Genomic DNA, 19,214 nt, shown 5'->3' on the forward strand with positions numbered 1-19,214 from the left:
TTACACGGAGAGTCACCGATCGGCGACGCCTTGCTCGCTCTCCGTGACGTGTCGTGCGCGACGTCCCGGGTCGTCGGAGCGTTGCGCCGAACCTGGCGGCGCTCCGCTCCAACGATCCCCCCTCCGCGGGAGGCCTTGGACCTCGAGCCGGAGGCCGGTGGACGCGGAGGGTGACGGGGTCAGCGCCGGTCGAGCAGCTCCCAGGCGTCCTCGGTCCCGTCGACGTCGATGACCTCGGGCTCGCCCGTCGGTTCCATCGCGGTGGGCGGGTCCTCGCCCCGCATGAGGGCGAGGGTGCCGGGCAGGTCGTCGGGGCGGATCAGCACGTCGCGGGCCTTGGACCCCTCGCTGGGGCCGACGACCCCGCGCGACTCCAGCAGGTCCATGAGCCGGCCGGCCTTGGCGAACCCGACGCGCAGCTTGCGCTGCAGCATCGACGTCGACCCGAACTGCGTCGTGACGACGAGTTCGGTGGCCTGCAGCAGCACCTCGAGGTCGTCGCCGATCTCCTCGTCGACCTGCTTCTTCTGCGTCGCGACGACGACGTCGTCGCGGTACACGGGCCGCAGCTGCGACTTCACGTGCGAGACGACGGCCTCGACCTCGCTCTCGGTGACCCACGCCCCCTGCACGCGCATGGGCTTGGACGCACCCATCGGCAGGAAGAGCGCGTCACCCTGCCCGACGAGCTTCTCGGCGCCGGGCTGGTCGAGGACGACGCGGGAGTCGGCGAGCGAGCTCGTCGCGAACGCCAGCCGCGACGGGACGTTGGCCTTGATGATCCCGGTGACGACGTCGACCGAGGGGCGCTGCGTCGCGAGGACGAGGTGGATCCCGGCGGCGCGGGCCAGCTGCGTGATGCGCTGGATGGACGCCTCGACGTCGCGCGGGGCGACCATCATGAGGTCGGCGAGCTCGTCGACGATCACCAGCAGGTACGGGTACGGGTGCAGCACGCGCTGCGAACCCTCCGGCACCTTCACCTTGCCGGCCTTCACGGCGCGGTTGAAGTCGTCGACGTGCTTGAACCCGAACGCGGCGAGGTCGTCGTAGCGGACGTCCATCTCCCGCACGACCCACTCCAGGGCCTCGGCGGCCTTCTTGGGGTTCGTGATGATCGGCGTGATGAGGTGCGGGATGCCCTCGTAGATCGTCAGCTCGACGCGCTTGGGGTCGACGAGCACCATGCGCACCTCGTCTGGCGTGGAGCGCATGAGGATCGACGTGATCATCGAGTTCACGAAGCTCGACTTGCCGGCGCCGGTGGCCCCCGCGACGAGCAGGTGCGGCATCTTCGCCAGGTTCGCGACGACGAACCCGCCCTCGACGTCCTTGCCGACGCCCATGACCATGGGGTGCTCGGTCGAGGTCGCCGCGTGCGAGCGCAGGACGTCGCCCAGCGACACCGTCTCGCGGTCGCTGTTCGGGATCTCGATGCCGATCGCGGACTTGCCGGGGATGGGCGACAGGATCCGGACGTCCGCGCTGGCGACGGCGTAGGCGATGTTCTTGGACAACTGGGTGACGCGCTCGACCTTCGTGCCCGGGCCGAGCTCGACCTCGTAGCGCGTGACCGTCGGACCGCGGGAGAACCCCGTCACCCGGGCGTCGATGTCGAACTGGTCGAGCACCCCGGACAGCGCCTCGACGACGCGGTCGTTGGCGGCGCTGCGCTCCTTCGGCGGCGTCCCCGGGGTGAGGGCTCCCGCCTCGGGCAGCGTGTAGGTCACGTCGGGCGCGAGCGTGAGCTGCTCGATCCGCGGCGGCAGCGGGGTCGCCGGCGGGGGCGCCAGGTCCTTGGGCTTGCTGGCGGGCACCGACGCCCCGTCCACGACGGGGGCGGCGTCCGCGGTCAGGGCGTCCCGCACGGACGGCACGTCGGAGGGGACGACGCGACGCTCCCCCGGACGGGGCCGACGACCGGTTCCCCGGGTGGCCTCCTCGACGGCGGCGTCGGTGATGGCGGCCTGCTCGAACGCCTCGTCCCCGACGCGGGCCGCGGCCTCGGCGGCCTCGCGGGCCTCCTGCGCCTTGCGACCGCGCCGGCGCGACGGCGCGGCGTCCTCGCCCGTGTCCTCGTCGGTCTCCCCCGGCCCGGGCCCCAGGGCCCGGGCGGCCCGCTGGCGCGCCAGGGCGTTCGCGGGCAGGTCCCCGCGGGACGGGCGCTCCGCCGGCTCCGGCCGGTGCGGGTGGTGCGTCAGCCGCTCGTACGCCTCGCGCAGGCGCGAGGGGATGGCGTGCACGGGGGTGGCGGTGAGCACGAGGACGCCGAAGAAGCCGAGCAGCACGAGGATCGGGACGACCACCCAGGCGGTGAGCGCGGTCGTCAGGGGCCCGGCCACGAGGAACCCGAGCATCCCGCCGGAGTCGGTGACGACCCCGACGCCGGCGGGTCCCGTGGGTGAGGGAGCCCCGGTGGCGAGGTGGACCAGACCGGCCGTGGCCAGCGTCAGCGCGGTCGAGCCGACGACGGCGCGCGTCGTCGTCTGGGTGTGGTCGGGGTGGCGCAGCAGGTGCACCGACAGGCCCACGAGCACGACGGGCAGCGCGAGGCCGACCTCGCCGAACGTGCCCGCCACGACGGTGTGGATGACGGCCCCGGCCCGGCCGGGCAGCCCCCACCACTCCCGGGCGGCGACGACGATGGCCAGCGCGAGCAGGAAGAACCCGGCCCCGTCGCGGCGCAGTTCCGGGTCGAGGTCACGGGCTCCGGTGCCGATGCGGCGCGCGGCGCCGCCGACGAGGTGGGCCATCCCCATCCACACGGCGGTCACGGCCCGCACGGGCCACGACGGACCGGTGCGGACGGGGACGCCCCGGGCGGGTGCCTTGGCCGCCGACCGGGCGGGCGCCTTGGCCGCGGACCGGTTGGCCGCGGGACGGGCACCGCGGGAGCTGGACGGGCGCGCGGGCGTCCTGCCCCCGGCCGACCCGGACTTGGTGCCACCTCGCGAACCGGTCGCCACTGTCGAGGCCCCTCCCCTGCTGCTGCGCTCAGTCGTGCGCTGGGTCGTCCCCCGGGTGGCCATGTGATCACGGTACCGGGGCACGACTGCTCCGACCGGGCGAGCGCCCAGCCGGGTGCCAGCCTCCCCCGGCGGGCCGCGGGACCGTCGCCGACACGCCGCGACCGTCGCCGCGGGTGGGTTCGACGAGTGGGTTCGACGGGTGGGGCACGGCACCCCGCAGACTGGCCCCGTGCCCCTGCTCCCCACCGGCCCCGGCCGCCTCGTCGGCGTCGACCTGGCCCGGGCCGTCGCGGTCGTCGGGATGATGGCCGTGCACGTGCTGCCGGGGGACGACGCCCCCGGGGCGGCGGGCACGCTGTACTCCCTCGCCCACGGCCGGGCGTCGGGTCTCTTCGCCGTCCTCGCCGGCCTGTCCCTGGGGCTCGTCACGCGTCGCGACGCGCAGGACCGCGCCGCGGCCCGCGGGTCCGTCGTCGTCCGGGGGCTGCTCGTCGCGCTCGTCGGCCTGCTCCTCGTGGAGGCGGACAGCCGGGTCGCGGTGATCCTGGCCTACTACGGCGTCGCGTTCGTCGTCGTGCTGCCGTTCCTGTGGTGGCCCGCCCGCCGGCTGGCCGTCCTCGGGGTGGCCTGGCTGGCGCTGGCCCCGCTGCTGTCGTTCGCGGTCCGCCGCGCGGCGGACCTGACCCCGCAGTACGAGCAGCCGACGCTGAGTTCGCTGGCCCGCCCCGGGCAGCTGCTGGAGACGCTCGCCCTCACCGGCTACTACCCCGTCGTCGGGTGGGCGGGGTACCTCGTGCTCGGGCTGGCCGTCTCGCGGGCCGACCTGCGCTCGACGACGGGTGCCCTGCGCGTCCTCGGGGCGGGTGCCGTGCTGGCCGCCGCGGCCTGGCTGGTCAGCGGGCTGCTCCTCGGACCGGGCGGCGGTCTCGCCGCCCTGCGCACCGTCGCGGGTCCCCTCGGCCCCGACGGCACCGACTTCTACGGGACCGTCCCGACCGACTCGCGGTGGTGGCTGGCGGTCGTCGCCCCGCACTCGGGGACGCCGTTCGACCTGCTGCACACGGCGGGCACGGCGCTCGCCGTCGTCGGCGCGGCCTGCCTCCTGCCCGCCGCCGTGACGCGGTTCCTCGTCCCCGTGGCCGCCCTGGGGAGCATGCCGCTCACCGTCTACACGGGGCACGTCCTCGCCCTGGCCGGCACGGACGACCACTCGCTGCGGCTGCTGGGACTGCACGTCGTCGTCGCCCTCGTCGCCGCGACCGGGTGGCGGCTGCTCGTGGGGCGCGGACCGCTCGAGCTGGTCGTCGGGACGGTGGCCTCGGCCGCCGGTGCGCCCCTGCGGCGGCGATCGGGCCGCCACCCGGTCGGCGACCCGCCTACGCTGACGCCGTGAGCACGTCGCCGACCCCGCCGTCCTCCGCCCCGCAGGACCCGCTGCTGCGCAGCCTCCTCGCCGCCCTCGACGCCACCCCCGCCGACGTCCCCCTGCGCCTGCACGTGGCGGAGTTGCTGCTGGCGGCCGGCGACGCGCAGGCCGCGCTCGCGCACGCCGCGCAGGTCCTCGCGCTGGACCCGGCGTCCGCGCCGGCGCGCGACCTCGTCCAGCGCGCGCTCGCCCCCGCTCCCCCGCCGTCCCCGCGACCGGAACCCGACCCCGGACCCGGGGGCGCCGCGACGCCACCCGCCTTCGACTGGGACCGCGCCGAGGCCGACCTGGGACCGTTGGACGCGAGCCGGCTCGCGGCGCACGACGTCGAGGACGGTCCCGACCCGGACGCCACGACGGCGGACCTGACCCGACCGCGGACGACGCTCGCCGACGTCGCCGGCATGGACGACGTCAAGGAACGGCTCGAACTCGCCTTCCTCGGCCCGCTGCGCAACCCCGAACTGCGCCGCCTGTACGGCAAGAGCCTGCGCGGTGGCCTCCTGCTCTACGGCCCGCCCGGGTGCGGCAAGACGTTCCTGGCCCGCGCGCTCGCCGGGGAGGTCGGCGCCCAGTTCCTGTCGGTGGGCCTGTCCGACGTGCTGGACATGTGGATCGGCGGCAGCGAGAAGAACCTGCACGCCCTCTTCGAGCAGGCCCGGCGCAACGCCCCGTGCGTCCTGTTCTTCGACGAGGTCGACGGTCTCGGCATGTCCCGCAGCCAGACCCGGTCCTCGGGGATGCGCACGACGGTCCAGCAACTGCTGGCCGAGCTCGACGGCATCGCCTCGGGCTCGCCGGGCGCGGGCGGGAACGAGGGCGTCTTCGTGCTCGCCGCGACGAACGCCCCGTGGGACGTCGACCCGGCGCTGCGGCGGCCGGGCCGGCTGGACCGCACCGTGCTCGTGCTGCCCCCGGACGCCCCCGCCCGGCGCGCCGTGCTGGAGCACCACCTGCGCGACCGTCCGACCGACGGGGTGGACCTCGCACCGCTCGTGGCCCGCACGGAAGGGTTCTCCGGCGCGGACCTCGCCCACGTCGTCGACACCGCCGCGGAACTCGCCCTGCGGGACGCGGTGCGCACCGGGCGCGCCCGGCCCCTCACCGACCACGACCTGCACGCCGCCTGGCGGCAGGTGAAGCCGTCGACGGGCGCGTGGTTCGACACGGCCCGCAACGTCGCGACCTACGCCAACGGCGACGGGTCCTGGGACGACCTCGTGCAGCACCTGCGTCGCCGCAAGCGCTGAGCGGACCGGGATCGTCAGGGGGCCGAGGGCACCCGGTGCCGCGCCACGCGGTCCAGCAGACCGTCGACCGCGTCCACCGGAGTCGACGTCCCGGCCGGGTCCTGCGCCGTGACGGTGGCGGAGTCGGCGACGTGACGTCCCGCCGGAACGTCGGGCGCGGTGACGCGCACCTCGATCCGCACCTCGCCGGGCGCCGGGGTGGAGACCTCCCCCGTCACCGTCACGGGGTCGGGCAACGGCACCTGGACGCTCACCGAACCGGTCGGGAGCTGGATCCGGGAGGGGAGGTCGACGGCCGCCGACAGCAGGTCCCGCCCGCCGGCCGCAGGCTGCGCGGGAGCGGGCGCCGGGGTCACGGGGTCCGCCGGCTGCGGCGCGGGTGACGGCGCGGGTTGCGACGGGGCAGGTTGCGACGGGACGGGTTGCGACGGGACGGGTTGCGACGGGACGGGTTGCGACGGGACGGGTTGCGACGCAGACGGTTGCGGGGACGCGGGTTCCGCGGGGGCCGAGGGCGCGGCCGCGGCCGCACTGCCGGTGCTCCCGGTGGACGGGATCGCGGACGACGCGGCCGCCAGGGGTTGCGCGGTCGCCGGCGCGGAAGCGGTCGTGGTCGCGGCCGGCGACGTGGTGGTGGACGCGAGCGGCGCGGGGACGGCGGCCGGGGCCGAGGTGACGGTCGGCGGCAGCAGCCGGGACCCCGGGACCTCGTCGGCCCGGTCCACGAGGACGGCCCCGCCGACGACGCCGAGGGAGACGGTCAACCCGGCGGCGACGACACGGGCGGGGCGGGACCCGAGGAAACCGCCCGTGGAGTGCCGCGGGGAGTAGGTAGCCTCCGACCGGGTGCGGCGAGGCGTCTGCACGGCGTGAACCTAGCACCCTGGTCGCACTCCGTAGTCCTTCAGCCACGCGCAGGAGAGTCGATGACGAGCCCGCCCGACCGCCCGGCCCCGGGCCGTCCCGCCGCGGACTCCCCGTCCGGCGCCGAGCTCGCCCTGCGCCGGGCCGAGGCCCTGGGGGCGACGGGCCGCTGGGAGCAGGCCCTGCGCGCGGTGCACGAGGTCCTGGCCACCGACCCCTGGAACCCGGTCGCGCTGCGCCTGGCCGCCGTCGCCGAGATCCAGCTCGGCCGGTACGCGCAGGCGTTGCAGGCCGCCGAGGCGGCGGTCGCCGTGCAGCCCGACGCCGAGCACGGCCACCGCCTCGCGAGCATCGCGCTCGAGCACCTCGGCCGGCACGCCGACGCCGTGCGCGCGGCGAGGGAGGCGGTGCGCTGCGACGCCTCCGAGCCGTACGCGCTGTCCCGGCTGGCGACCGTCCTCTCCGCCCGCCGCGGGGGTCGGCGGGAGGCCGTCCGGGCGGCGCGGGCCGCCGTCGAGGCCGGACCCGGACTGGCGCAGCCGCTGTTCGTCCTCGGGCTCGTCCAGCACCGGCGTGGTCGCCGGGGCGCCGCCCGCGCGGCCTACGAGGCCGTGCTGCGCCTGGAGCCCGGCCACGCCGAGGCCCTCAACAACCTCGGGGCGCTCGCGTTGAACTCCCACCGGCTCGGCCGGGGCGCCCGCCTGCTCGGCGACTCCCTGGCGGCCGACCCGCAGAGCGCCGTCGCCCGGCACAACGTCGACGTCCTCGCCCTCGGACTCGCGCGGCGGGTGTGGGTCGCGGCCCTCCTCACGGCGCTGGCCGTGGGCGTGGCGGGGGCCGTCGAGCACGGCGGCTCGGCGGTGCCGTGGCGCTGGATCGCCCTGGTCCTCGGGTGGGGTCTGCTGGCCGCGTGGTGCGTCCCGACGTGGCGGGCGACGCCGCCCGCCCTGCGGCACGCGGTGCGCGAGCGGGTGCGCCGACGCCCCCTGCTCGTCGTGGCCTGGGGGGTGGCGGGGCTGCTGCTGGTCGGCTCGATCGTCGTGGCGGCGCTGCCACGGTCGGCGGTCTCGCTCGAGGCGACCCTCGCGGCGGCGCGCGTGGTGCTGCTCGTCAACCTCGGCGTGTGGATCGCGGTGCGGCGGGGCCGCCCCCGTGAGTGAGGGCGGCCGCGCCGGGTCGTCCCCGTCTCAGGCGGTGACGACGACCGGGACGATCATCGGCCGGCGGCGGTGCGTCTGGGAGACCCAGGTGCCCACCGTGCGCCGGACGATCTGCTGCAGCTGGTAGGTGTCCACCGGGCCCGTGGACGCCTCGTTGAGCGCGTTCTCGACGCGCTTGCGGATGGCGTTGAAGCGCTCGTCACCGTCGCCGATGAACCCGCGGGCGTTGAACTCCGGTCCCGAGACGACCTTGCCGGTGACGGAGTCGACGGCGACGAAGATGGAGATGAACCCCTCCTCGCCGAGGATCCGGCGGTCCTTGAGGTCGGCCTCGGTGATCTCCCCGACGCTGGAACCGTCGACGTAGACGTACCCCACGGGGACGGCCCCGACGATGCCCGCCTTGCCGTCCACGAGGTCCACGACCACCCCGTCCTCGGCGATGACGACGCGTTCACGCGGGACGCCCGTCTTGACGGCCAGTTCGGCGTTCGCCAGCAGGTGCCGGATCTCCCCGTGCACGGGCATGACGTTGCGGGGTTTGAGGATGTTGTAGCAGTAGAGGAGTTCCCCGGCGCTGGCGTGCCCGGAGACGTGGATCTTCGCGCTCTGCTGGTGCACGACCGTCGCACCGAGGCGGGCCAGGCCGTTGACGACGCGGTACACCGAGTTCTCGTTGCCCGGGATGAGCGAGCTGGCGAGGATGACGGTGTCGCCCGCGTCGATCGCGATGCGGTGGTCGCGGTTGGCCATGCGCGACAGGGCCGCCATGGGTTCACCCTGCGACCCCGTGCACATGAGGACGACGCGGTCGTCGGGCAGGTCCTCGACCTGCTTGAGGTCGATGAGCAGGTTCTTGGGGACCTGCAGGTACCCCAGGTCCGCCGCGATGCCCATGTTCCGGACCATCGAGCGGCCGACGAGGGCGACCTTGCGGCCGTGCGCGTCGGCGGCGTTCAGGACCTGCTGCACGCGGTGCACGTGGGAGGCGAAGGAGGCGACGATGATGCGCTTCTCGGCGCGCCCGAACAACTGCTCGAGCACCGGGCCGATGTCCCGCTCCGGGGCCGTGAACCCCGGCACCTCCGCGTTGGTCGAGTCGACGCAGAACAGGTCCACGCCCTCGTCGCCGAGCCGCGCGAACGCGTTGAGGTCGGTGATCCGGTTGTCCAGCGGCAGCTGGTCCATCTTGAAGTCGCCCGTGTGCAGGACGAGGCCCGCGCTCGTGCGGATGGCCACGGCCAGGGCGTCCGGGATGGAGTGGTTCACGGCGATGAACTCGCACTCGAACGGGCCGAGCTGCTCCTTCTGCCCCTCGCGCACCCCGTGCGTGTAGGGCCGGATGCGGTGTTCCTTGAGCTTGGCCTCGATGAGCGCCAGCGTCAGCTGGGACCCGAGCAGGGGGATGTCCGGCCGCAGCTTCAGCAGGTACGGCACGGCCCCGATGTGGTCCTCGTGCCCGTGCGTCAGGACCAGGGCGACGATGTCGTCGAGACGGTCGGCGATGGGCCCGAAGTCGGGGAGGATGAGGTCGACACCGGGCTGGTGGTCCTCGGGGAACAGGACGCCGCAGTCGACGACGAGGAGCTTGCCCTCGTGCTCGAACACGGTCATGTTGCGCCCGACCTCGCCCAGGCCACCGAGGCCGTAGACGCGCAGGGCGCCCTTCGGCAGCGGCGGCGGGGACGTCAGTTCGGGGTGGGGGTGGCTCATGCGGCTCCTCCTGCGGCCGGGGGCCGCGACGGTCGATCGGGTGGGGCTGAGGTCTGGTGGGGTCCGGTCAGGCGTCCGGGCGACCCGGGACGAGACCGGCCAGGGCGAGGTCGGCGGCGATGGCCTCGACCTCGTCGGACGACGCGGGCAGCAGGGGCTGGCGCACCGTGCGACCGGACAGGACACCGGTGAGCTCCAGGGCGGCCTTGACGGCCACGGCGCCCTGGGTGCGCGTCATGATCCCGCGGACGGCGGGCAGCAGCTGGGCGTTGACGGTCCGCGCGGTCCGGAGGTCCCCGGCGTCGACGGCGGCCACCATGCGTGCGTACTCGCGGCCGGCGACGTGGCTCACGACGGAGACGATCCCGGACCCGCCGAGGGTCAGCAGGGGCAGGTTGAGGGCGTCCTCGCCGGAGTAGTAGGCCAGGTCGGTGCGGGCCAGGACCTGGGACGTGGAGTACAGGTCGCTCTTGGCGTCCTTCACCGCGACGATCCGCTCGTGCTCGGCGGCCCGGACGAGCGTCTCGGTCTCGATGGGCACGCCCGAGCGGGCGGGGATGTCGTAGAGCATCACGGGCAGGCCCGTGGCGTCCGCGACCGTCGTGAAGTGCGCGAGCACGGCGGCCTGCGGGGGCTTGTTGTAGTACGGCGTGACGACGAGGAGGCCGTGCGCCCCCGCCTTCTCGGCGGCGCGGGCCAGCTCGACCGTGTGCCGCGTGTCATTGGTGCCCACCCCGGCGAGGACAGTGGCCCGCTCGCCGACCGCGTCGAGGACGGTGCGCAGCAGCGCGTACTTCTCCTCGTCCGACGTGGTGGGCGACTCCCCCGTCGTCCCGCTGACGACGAGACCGTCGTGGCCGGTGGCGACGAGGTGCTCGGCCAGCGCGCCCGCGGCGGCCAGGTCCAGGGACCCGTCCGGGCGGAAGGGGGTGACCATCGCGCTCAGCACCGTCCCGAACGGACGGGGAGGCACTGCAGCGGTGGCGGTGGGCATGGGCCGAGGTTACCGCGACGGGGCTGCGCACCTGCTCACCGCTCGCGCCACCGTGCCGCGTCGTGCGACGTCACCGTGCTGGTGGGCGGTGCTGGTGGGCCGCGGAGCGGGCCGTGGGAGGGGGCGGCGGTGGTCAGCCGCGCAGGGCCGGACGTGGGGAGACCCGGTCGCTGCCCGCTCGGGGGTCCGGGCAGCGACCGGGTTCCGGGGTGGTCATCGAGCCCGGGGCCGCCCGCGTTACACCTCCGCGCGCCGCGGCGGGCCCGGAACGGCTCAGCGCAGGACGACGCGGACCCCGTCGGGACCGGCGTCCAGGCGCACGGCCGAGAGCAGCGGGACCACGAGGTCGCCGTCGAGGGGCCCCTGCGGGTGGGTCGTGCGGACCGCGAGGGTGGCGCAGCCGGCGCCCCGCGCGGCGGCCAGCCCCGCGGGGGCGTCCTCCACCACGAGGCAGTCGGCCGGGTCGACGCCGAGCCGGGCCGCGCCCAGCAGGAAGCAGTCGGGCGCCGGTTTGCCCTGCGCCACGTCGTCGAAGGTGACGAGCACGGACGGGTCGGGCAGACCCGCGGCGTGCCGGCGGGCGTCGGCCAGCGGCGCCGAGCACGACGTGACCACGGCCCAGCGCGCCGACGGCAGGCCCGAGAGCACCTCCGCCACGCCCGGCAGCTGGACGATGTCGGCGACGTCGGTCACCTCCAGCTCGGTGATGCGGGCCGCGGCCGCCGGGTAGGCCTCGGCGCCGACGAGGTCGGCGACGATCTCGGGCGCGGGACGGCCGTGCCCGTTCGCCGCCAGCAGCTGCTCCCCGCTCACCCCGTGCTCGACCGCCCACGTCGTCCAGGACCGCTCCACGGCGGCCGTGGAGTCCACGAGCGTGCCGTCCATGTCGAACAGCACGGCGGCGAAGGTGCGGTCCAGGACGGCGGCCGGGGCGGCGCCCTCGGGCGCAGAGGACGAGGGCGAGGACGGGGTGGCGGGGGGACGGGGTTCCACCGCCGCACCCTACGACCCTCCCCGAAGACCACCCGGGGCCCGCCCGGGACGAGAACGGGGACGAGAACGGGGACGAGACCGGGGGCGGGGCACAGTGGCAGGGTGGGGGCGTGCGGACCTCCATCGCGACCGTCAGCCTCGCCGGGACCCTGCCGGAGAAGCTGCGGGCCGCCGCCGCGGCCGGGTTCGACGCCGTCGAGGTGTTCGAACCCGACCTCGTCACGAGCCCCCTGCGACCCGCGCAGGTCCGGGCCCTGGCCGCCGACCTCGGGGTGCGCATCGCGCTCTACCAGCCGTTCCGCGACCCCGACGACGTCGACCCCACCCGCGCCACCCGCGTCCGCGAGCGCCTGCGCCGCAAGCTGTCCGTCGTGCGCGACCTCGGCTGCGACCTCGTGCTCGTGTGCTCCTCGGTGCACGCCGGGGCCGTCCGCGACGACGACGAGCTGGCCGCCCAGCTGAGCGCGCTGGCCGACGACGCGGCCGCCGCGGGCGTGCGGCTGGCGTACGAGGCGCTCGCGTGGGGCGCCCACGTGTCCGACTACCGGCACGGCGCCCGCGTCGTGGCGCTCGCCGACCACCCCGCGCTGGGCACGTGCGTCGACTCCTTCCACGTGCTCTCCCGCGGTGACGACCCGGACGACATCGCCCACCTCGACCGCCTGTTCTTCTGCCAGGTCGCCGACGCGCCGCTGCTCGGCATGGACGTCCTGCCGTGGTCCCGGCACCACCGCCTGTTCCCGGGCCAGGGCGGTTTCGACCTCGCGCGGTTCCAGCGGGCCGTGGCGGCCTCGGGGTACGACGGACCCGTCTCGCTGGAGGTCTTCAACGACCTGTACCGGCAGGCCGACCCGGGCCGCACCGCCGTCGACGCCCTGCGCTCGCTGCGCTACCTCGCCGACCGCACGGTGCCCGGCACGCTGCCGGCGGCGCCCGTCCCGCGCGACTGGGCCTTCGTGGAGGTCGCCGCGACCGGGGCCGGGGTGCCCGACCTGGAAGCGCTGCTGGCGGCGTTCGGGTTGCGGCGCAGCGGGACGCACCGTCGCGGCGAGGTGGACCTGTGGACGCGGGGGCCGGTCCGCGTCGTGGTGAACCGGCGCTCGGCGCAGGACCGGGCGCGGTTGTCCTCCCTGGGGCTGGAGGTGGACCAGCCGCACGTCCTGGCCGAGCGCGCCCGCGACCTGCTGGCACCCCTCGTGCACCGGCCCGTGGGCCCGGGCGAGGCGGAGATCCCCTCCCTCGTCGCCCCCGACGGCACGTGGGTGCAGTTCTGCGGCACGTCCCCGGACTGGCAGGACGACTTCCTGCCCGTCCCGGCGCCCGCGGACTCCCCGCCGGGCCCGGGCGCGTTCACGGGGATCGACCACGTGACGCTCACCCAGCCGTTCGCCGGGTTCGACGCGGCCGGGCTGTTCCTCACGGCCGTGCTGGGCCTGGAAGCGGGCGAGCTGTCGGAGATCGCGGCCCCGGACGGTCTCGTGCGCTCGCGGGCGCACACGTCCCCGGCCTCCCCCGTGCGCATCGCGCTCAACGTCGGGCCGACCTCGGCGACGTTGCGCGGACGCCCCCTGGCGGCGGCCCACGTGGCCTTCGCGACCGAGGACCTGTTCGCCGTCGTCGAGGGGTTCCTCGCCGCCGGCGGGCGGGCGCTGCCCGTGCCGGAGAACTACCACGACGACGTCGAGGCCCGTTTCGACCTCGACCCGGAGTTCGCCGCAGCCTTGCGCCGCAACGGGATCCTCTACGACCGGGACGCCGCCGGCGGGGAGTTCCTGCAGTTCTTCGCGCGGTCGGTGAGCCGGGAGTTCTTCGTCGAGGTCGTCGAACGCCGCGGTGGCTACGCGGGGTTCGGGGCGTCGAACACGTCCGTGCGTCTCGCCGCCCAGCGCGCCCTGCCCGGGGGGGACTGACCCGCGACAGGACGGTCGCGGGCTGTCAGGGCAGCAGCACGATCCGGCCCTGCCGGTGCGGGCGTTCGGCCGTCGCGAACGCCTCGACGACGGCGTCGAGCGGGAAGGACCCGGCGATGGGCACGTGCAGCCGGCCCGTGGCGACGAGCTCCACCAGTTCGGTCAGGACCTCGCCCCGGCTCGGGGCGCCCTGCCCGAACTCCAGGTCGGCCTCGAGCGGCAGCGTCGCGACGCACCGCTGCGCGGACACCCCGAGCGCCTCGGCGAGGTGCTCGACGTCGGCCCCCGTGGTGTCCAGGACGACGTCGACGCGCCCGGCGCGCCCGTGCACGGCCCGGGCCAGCGCGCCCGCGTCGGCGGGGGCGACGGCGTCGGCGCCGTGGGCGTGCAGCCACTCGTGGTGGACCTCCTCGGCCACCCCGACGACCCCGGCCCCGCACAACCGGGCCAGCTGCACCGCGAGCGTGCCGACGTCGGAGGCCGCACCGACGACGAGGACGACGTCGCCGTCGCGCACCCCGGTCGACTCCACGCACGTCCAGGCGGTCACCCCGGCGACGTAGAGGGCGCCCGCGACCTCCCACGACACGGCCGCGGGCTTGGTCACCAGCGAGCCCTCCGGGACCACGACGACGTCGGCGTGCCCGCCCTGGTCCGGGCTCCAGCCGAGCACCTCGTCACCGACGGTGAACCGGCGCACGCGCGCACCGACGTCCGTGACGACACCCGCGAACTCCGACCCCGTGCTCGCGGGGAACGCCCGGGGGTACAGCTCGGCGAGGGCCCCCTCGCGGGCGGCGGACTCCCCCGCCGTCACCCCGGAGGCGCGGACGGTCACCTGGACCTCGTCCGGGCCGGGACGACGGGCGGGGACGTCGACGACCCGCAGGACGTCCGGACCACCCCACCGCTCGAAGCGGACGACTCTGCTCACGCGCGCAGCCTGTCCGAAGGGAGGGAGCGGGGCAAGCCTGTGCTGTGCTGGGCGGGTGGTCCGCGACGTCGTCGTGGGCCGTCCGCACCCCGGAGCCGACCGCAGCGTGCGGCGACGGGCACTGCACGCTGTCGTGGCGCTGGACCGCCGGGCGCCGGCTGGTCGTCCGCGGTCCCTCACTCGTAGCGCGCGGCCCGCGCCTCGACGTCGAGCAGGACGCTGTCGGCGACGGCGGGGCTGACCTCGCCGGCCTGGCGGGCCCGCTGGACGACGTCCCGTTCGGCGTCGGTCGCGGCCACCATGAGCCGGCCGAGCTCCTCGACGGCCTCCGGTTCGTCCTCCCCCTCGTCGAACAGGCCGACGATCCGGTTCTGGTGCGCCAGCCGGGCGCGGTACCGCGTCGTCGCCGTGCTCCGGGCCCGCTCCCCCACCCCCGCCGCGTCCTGGACGGCCCGCAGCGCCGCCTGCGTGGCGTCGCGCCGCAGCCGGCGGGTGTCCTCGTCGGCGGACCCCGGTGCTCCCACGCCCAGCAGCCGGACGAGGGGTGCCAGCGTCAGGCCCTGCACGACGAGCGTCAGGAGCACGGTGACGAGCGCGACGAGCACCACCTCCGAGCGGTACGGGAAGGGCCCGTCCGCCCCGGTCAGGGGCAGGGCGAGCGCTGTCGCGACGGTGACGACGCCCCGCATGCCCGCCCAGGACGCCACCGTGGCCTCCCGCCAGCCCGCGGGCGTGGCCGACCCCCGGCGCCGCGCCTGCCGGCCGGCGAGCGCCGAGGCGCCGTGCACGACGAGCGCGCGGACGACGACGAGCACGCCCACGACCGCCACCGCGAGGACCAGCGCGTGCCCGTTGCCGAGCTGGGACGTGTCCTCCAGGGCGGTCGTCAGCTCCAGGCCGAGGAACCCGAAGAGCAGCCCGGTGACGAGGAAGTCGACGTAGCGCCAGACGGACCGGCCCAGCACCCAGCCCGCCGACGTCGTGGCGCCCTGACCGCGCGAGCGCAGGAAGTACCCGGCCGCCAGCACCGCCAGCACGCCGGAGGACTCCAGGGCGTCGGCGACGAGGTAGACCCCGAAGGGCAGCGCCAGCGTGATCGTCGTCTCGACGGAGGCGTCGGAGAGCCGGGACAGCCCGGCCCGGGCCGCGATCCCCCCGGCGAGGCCCACGGCCGTCCCCCCGAGGACCTGCAGCGCGAACCGCCACCCGACCTCCGTCACCCCGATCCCGCCGGCCACGACGGCGATGAGCGCCACCTGGTAGGTCGTCAGCGCGGTCGCGTCGTTGAACTGCCCCTCGCCCTCCAGCACGGTGACCAGCCGCGGGGGCAGCCGGAGCTTGCGGGCCACGGCCGTCGCCGCCACCGGGTCGGGGGGCGCGACGACGGCGCCCAGCACGACGGCGACCGCCCACGGCAGGCCGAACAGGTGGGCCGTCCCCGCGACGGCCGCGGCGCTGAGGGCGGTGAGGACGACGGCGAGGACCGTCACGGCGCGCGCGTCGGCGCGCAGGTCCCGCACCGACCCGCGCAGGGTCTGCGCGAAGAGCAGCGGCGGCAGGACGAGCGGCAGGATCACCTCCGGCGGCACCTGCGGGGTCGGGACGGCGGGCACGAGGGCCAGCAGCAGGCCGAACAGGGTCAGCGCGATCGGTTGCGGGACGCCCACCCGGCCGGCCAGCGGGGTGAGGACCACGATCCCCAGCAGGAGCAGGCCGAGCAGAACGACGACATCCACGGGCCTGATCCTCACCCGGGTCCCGGACGTGCGCCGGGTGGAGCACGCCCCGCCGACCTGCGGGGCCGGACCGGCGCTCCTAGGGTCGGGGCGTGCTGGGACTGCCTGACCACGTGACCGCGCTCCTGTTCGACCTCGACGGCGTGCTCACCGACACGGCCGCCGTCCACGACCGGGCCTGGACGGCGACGTTCGACGCGTTCCTGCGGGCGCACGCCGAGCACACCGGGGAGGAGTTCCGCGCCTTCGACCCCGACGAGGACTACGCGACGTTCGTCGACGGCAAACCCCGCGCCGACGGCGTGCGAGACTTCCTCGCCTCGCGCGGGATCTCGCTGCCGGAGGGTGCGCCCGACGACCCGGTCGACCAGGCCTACGCGGACACCACGGTCGCGGGGCTGGGGAACCGCAAGAACGAGGACCTGCTGCGGCGCATCGAGACCGACGGCGTCGAGGTGTTCGAGGGGTCGCGCCGGTACCTGCAGGCCGCCCGGGACGCAGGGCTGCGCCGGGCCGTCGTGTCCTCCAGCGCGAACACCCGGCAGGTGCTGGAGGTGACGGGGCTGGCCGAGCTCGTGGAGGAACGCGTGGACGGGGTGACGCTGGCCGAGGAGCACATCGCCGGCAAACCCGCCCCCGACAGCTACCTCGCCGGGGCCCGCGCGCTCGGGGTCGACCCCGGGGCGGCGGCGGTGTTCGAGGACGCGTTGTCCGGGGTCGCCGCGGGCCGGGCCGGCGGGTTCGGGGCCGTCGTGGGGGTGGACCGGTCGGGCCGGGGGTCGGGCCGGGGGTCGGGCTCGGAGCACGCGGCGGCGCTGCGCGAGCACGGCGCCACCGTCGTCGTGACCGACCTCGCCGAACTGCTCGGGGCGACGTCGTGATCGCCCAGGACACCTTCCCCGTCGAACCGTGGCAGGTCCGGGAGACGCAGCTCGTGCTGGACCTGCTCGGGTCGTCGGAGTCCGTGTTCGCCCTGTCCAACGGGCACATCGGGTTCCGCGGGAACCTCGACGAGGGGGAACCGCACGGTCTGCCGGGCACCTACCTGAACTCCTTCCACGAGGAGCGCCCGCTGCCGTACGCCGAGGCCGGGTACGGCTACCCCGAGGTCGGTCAGACGGTCGTCAACGTCACCGACGGCAAGCTCGTGCGGTTGTTCGTCGACGACGAACCGTTCGACGTCCGCTACGGCACGCTGCACTCCCACGAGCGCGTCCTGGACCTGCGGGCCGGGACGCTCGTGCGCACGGCCGAGTGGACGTCCCCGGCGGGCAAGCGGATCCGGGTGCGCTCGACGCGGTTGGTGTCGTTCGTGCAGCGAGCGTGCGCCGCGCTGGAGTACGTCGTCGAGGCCGTCGACCAGCCGATCCGCGTGACCCTGCAGTCCGAACTCGTCGCCAACGCCGCGATGCCCGAGCAGTCCGAGGACCCGCGGGTCGCGGCCGTCCTGAGCTCCCCCCTGGAGGCCGTCGAGAGCGACTCCGGCACGGCCGGGGCGACGCTGGTGCACCGCACCCGCGTCAGCGGGCTGCAGATGGCGGCGGGCATGGAGAACCACGTCCAGGCCCCCGGGCGCACGGAGGTCGAGACGCACGACGCCCCCGACTGGGCGCGCACGACCGTGGTGTCGGCCCTGGAGCCCGGGCAGGAACTGCGACTGACGAAGTTCCTCGCGTACGGCTGGTCGGCGTGGCGCTCCACCCCCGCCCTGCGCGACCAGGTGGCGGGGGCGCTGTCGGGGGCCCGGTTCACCGGTTTCGCCGGCATGCTCGCCGAGCAGCACGAGTACCTCGACGAGTTCTGGGACGCGGCCGACGTCGAGGTCGAGGGCGACGCCGAGGTCCAGCAGGCCGTGCGGTTCGCGCTGTTCCACGTCCTGCAGGCCGGTGCCCGCGCCGAGCAGCGCGGGATCGCGGCCAAGGGGCTGACGGGACCCGGGTACGACGGGCACGTCTTCTGGGACACCGAGGCCTACGTGCTGCCGGTGCTGACGTACACCGCGCCGCAGGCCGCCGCGGACGCGCTGCGCTGGCGTGCCCGCACGGTCGAGGCGGCCCGGCAGCGGGCCGCGGAACTGGGCTTGCGCGGGGCGGCGTTCCCGTGGCGCACGATCCGCGGGCAGGAGTCCAGCGGGTACTGGCCCGCGGGCACCGCCGCGTTCCACGTCAACGCCGACATCGCCGCCGCGGTCGAGCGGTACCGGGTGGCCACCGGCAGCGAGGACCTCGAGGTGGACGGCGGGCTGCTCGTCCTCGTCGAGACAGCCCGGCTGTGGATGTCGCTGGGGCACCACGACACCCGCGGCGGCTGGCACCTGGCGGGGGTGACGGGACCCGACGAGTACACGGCCGTCGTCGTCGACAACGTCTTCACCAACCTCGCGGCGGCGCAGAACCTGCACGCCGCCGCCGAGGCGTGCGGGCGGCAGCCGGACCTCGCGCGGTCCCTCGGGGTGGACCTGGAGGAGCAGGCGAGCTGGCGGGACGCGGCCGGCGCGGTCGTCCTCCCCTACGACGAGGACCTGCGCGTCCACCAGCAGTGCGAGGGGTTCACGCAGCGTCCGGAGTGGGACTTCGCGGCGCACCAGGAGTACCCCCTGCTCCTGCACTCCCCCTACTTCGACCTCTACCGGCGGCAGGTCGTCAAACAGGCCGACCTGCAGATGGCGCTGTTCTGGTTCCCGGACGCCTTCACGCTCGAGGAGAAGGCGCGCGCCGTCGACTACTACGAGCGCCGGACCGTCCGGGACTCCTCGTTGTCCGCTGCGGTGCAGGCGATCACGGCGGCGGAGGTCGGGCACCTGGAACTGGCCCACGACTACGTCTACGAGGCCGCGACGGTCGACCTGCGGGACCTGCACCACAACACCGGGGACGGGTTGCACATGGCGTCCCTCGCCGGGACGTGGCTCGCGCTCGTGCACGGCCTCGGCGGGATGCGGGACACCGGTGGCACCCTGCGGTTCGACCCGCACCTGCCGTCCGGGGTGACGCGGCTGCGGTTCACGCTGCGCTGGCGCGAGGCCAAGCTCTGCGTCGACGTCCACCCCGACGCCGTGACGTACACCGTCCGCGACCACGGCTCGAGCGTCGAGCTGCGCCACGGCGACGAAGAACTGACGATCCGTTCCGGGGAGCCGGTGACCCGGCCGCTGACGACGCTGACCCCGCTGCTGCCCCGGCCCGTCCAGCCCCCCGGCCGCGCCCCCCACCACCGCGACCACCCCGCCTGAGGCACCTCACCTGAGGCACCCCACCCGCGCACC

General features: G+C 75.5%; 13 protein-coding genes. 6 read left to right on the forward strand and 7 right to left on the reverse strand.

What is annotated here, in order from left to right; translation table 11 throughout:
• Window positions 1–179: 179 nt before the first annotated feature.
• A complete protein-coding gene (locus AB0637_RS00165) occupies window positions 180–2,759 on the reverse strand; it encodes a DNA translocase FtsK (RefSeq protein WP_366169466.1) in 2,580 nt (859 codons plus the stop codon).
• A gap of 439 nt (window positions 2,760–3,198) precedes the next feature.
• Between AB0637_RS00165 and AB0637_RS00170 the strand changes: the two genes are divergently transcribed.
• Window positions 3,199–4,362, forward strand: a complete 1,164-nt coding sequence (locus AB0637_RS00170; RefSeq protein WP_366169109.1) for a heparan-alpha-glucosaminide N-acetyltransferase domain-containing protein — start codon at window positions 3,199–3,201, stop codon at window positions 4,360–4,362.
• A complete protein-coding gene (locus AB0637_RS00175; protein ID WP_366169110.1) occupies window positions 4,359–5,645 on the forward strand; it encodes an ATP-binding protein in 1,287 nt (428 codons plus the stop codon). The genes AB0637_RS00170 and AB0637_RS00175 overlap by 4 nt, the downstream gene beginning before the upstream one ends.
• A gap of 14 nt (window positions 5,646–5,659) precedes the next feature.
• Here the strand turns inward: AB0637_RS00175 and AB0637_RS00180 are convergent, their stop codons facing one another.
• Window positions 5,660–6,511: a hypothetical protein gene (locus tag AB0637_RS00180; RefSeq protein ID WP_366169111.1), complete on the reverse strand. Its 852-nt coding sequence runs from the start codon at window positions 6,509–6,511 to the stop codon at window positions 5,660–5,662.
• Between the two features lie 60 nt (window positions 6,512–6,571).
• Between AB0637_RS00180 and AB0637_RS00185 the strand changes: the two genes are divergently transcribed.
• Window positions 6,572–7,669, forward strand: a complete 1,098-nt coding sequence (locus AB0637_RS00185) for a tetratricopeptide repeat protein (protein WP_366169112.1) — start codon at window positions 6,572–6,574, stop codon at window positions 7,667–7,669.
• 27 nt (window positions 7,670–7,696) lie between these two features.
• Here AB0637_RS00185 and AB0637_RS00190 read toward each other — a convergent pair whose 3' ends face one another.
• The 3 genes from AB0637_RS00190 to AB0637_RS00200 all read right to left on the reverse strand — a co-directional run bounded on the left by AB0637_RS00190 (window position 7,697) and on the right by AB0637_RS00200 (window position 11,369).
• A complete protein-coding gene (locus AB0637_RS00190) occupies window positions 7,697–9,382 on the reverse strand; it encodes a ribonuclease J (protein ID WP_366169113.1) in 1,686 nt (561 codons plus the stop codon).
• Window positions 9,383–9,449: 67 nt separating this feature from the next.
• Window positions 9,450–10,376 (reverse strand): 4-hydroxy-tetrahydrodipicolinate synthase, encoded by a 927-nt coding sequence (gene dapA / locus AB0637_RS00195; RefSeq protein ID WP_366169114.1) that lies wholly within the window; start codon window positions 10,374–10,376, stop codon window positions 9,450–9,452.
• A 273-nt stretch (window positions 10,377–10,649) separates the two neighbouring features.
• Window positions 10,650–11,369: an HAD-IA family hydrolase gene (locus AB0637_RS00200; RefSeq protein ID WP_366169115.1), complete on the reverse strand. Its 720-nt coding sequence runs from the start codon at window positions 11,367–11,369 to the stop codon at window positions 10,650–10,652.
• Window positions 11,370–11,479: 110 nt separating this feature from the next.
• Between AB0637_RS00200 and AB0637_RS00205 the strand changes: the two genes are divergently transcribed.
• Window positions 11,480–13,279, forward strand: a complete 1,800-nt coding sequence (locus tag AB0637_RS00205; protein ID WP_366169116.1) for a TIM barrel protein — start codon at window positions 11,480–11,482, stop codon at window positions 13,277–13,279.
• Window positions 13,280–13,304: 25 nt separating this feature from the next.
• On the opposite strand, the gene AB0637_RS00210 is transcribed toward AB0637_RS00205, so the two are convergent.
• Together AB0637_RS00210 and AB0637_RS00215 are read right to left on the reverse strand one after the other, a co-directional pair.
• Window positions 13,305–14,213 carry an NADP-dependent oxidoreductase gene (locus AB0637_RS00210; protein WP_366169117.1) on the reverse strand — a complete coding sequence of 303 codons (909 nt, stop codon included), beginning with the start codon at window positions 14,211–14,213 and terminating at the stop codon, window positions 13,305–13,307.
• A gap of 176 nt (window positions 14,214–14,389) precedes the next feature.
• A complete protein-coding gene (locus AB0637_RS00215; RefSeq protein WP_366169118.1) occupies window positions 14,390–15,949 on the reverse strand; it encodes a cation:proton antiporter in 1,560 nt (519 codons plus the stop codon).
• Between the two features lie 92 nt (window positions 15,950–16,041).
• Between AB0637_RS00215 and AB0637_RS00220 the strand changes: the two genes are divergently transcribed.
• A complete protein-coding gene (locus AB0637_RS00220; protein ID WP_366169119.1) occupies window positions 16,042–16,830 on the forward strand; it encodes a beta-phosphoglucomutase family hydrolase in 789 nt (262 codons plus the stop codon).
• A complete protein-coding gene (locus AB0637_RS00225; protein ID WP_366169120.1) occupies window positions 16,827–19,181 on the forward strand; it encodes a glycoside hydrolase family 65 protein in 2,355 nt (784 codons plus the stop codon). Before AB0637_RS00220 ends, AB0637_RS00225 begins: the two co-directional genes overlap by 4 nt.
• Window positions 19,182–19,214 lie beyond the last annotated feature (33 nt).

Origin of the sequence: Kineococcus sp. NPDC059986, from assembly GCF_040702905.1 — a bacterium.
In the GTDB taxonomy this organism is placed as follows: Bacteria; Actinomycetota; Actinomycetes; order Actinomycetales; family Kineococcaceae; genus Kineococcus.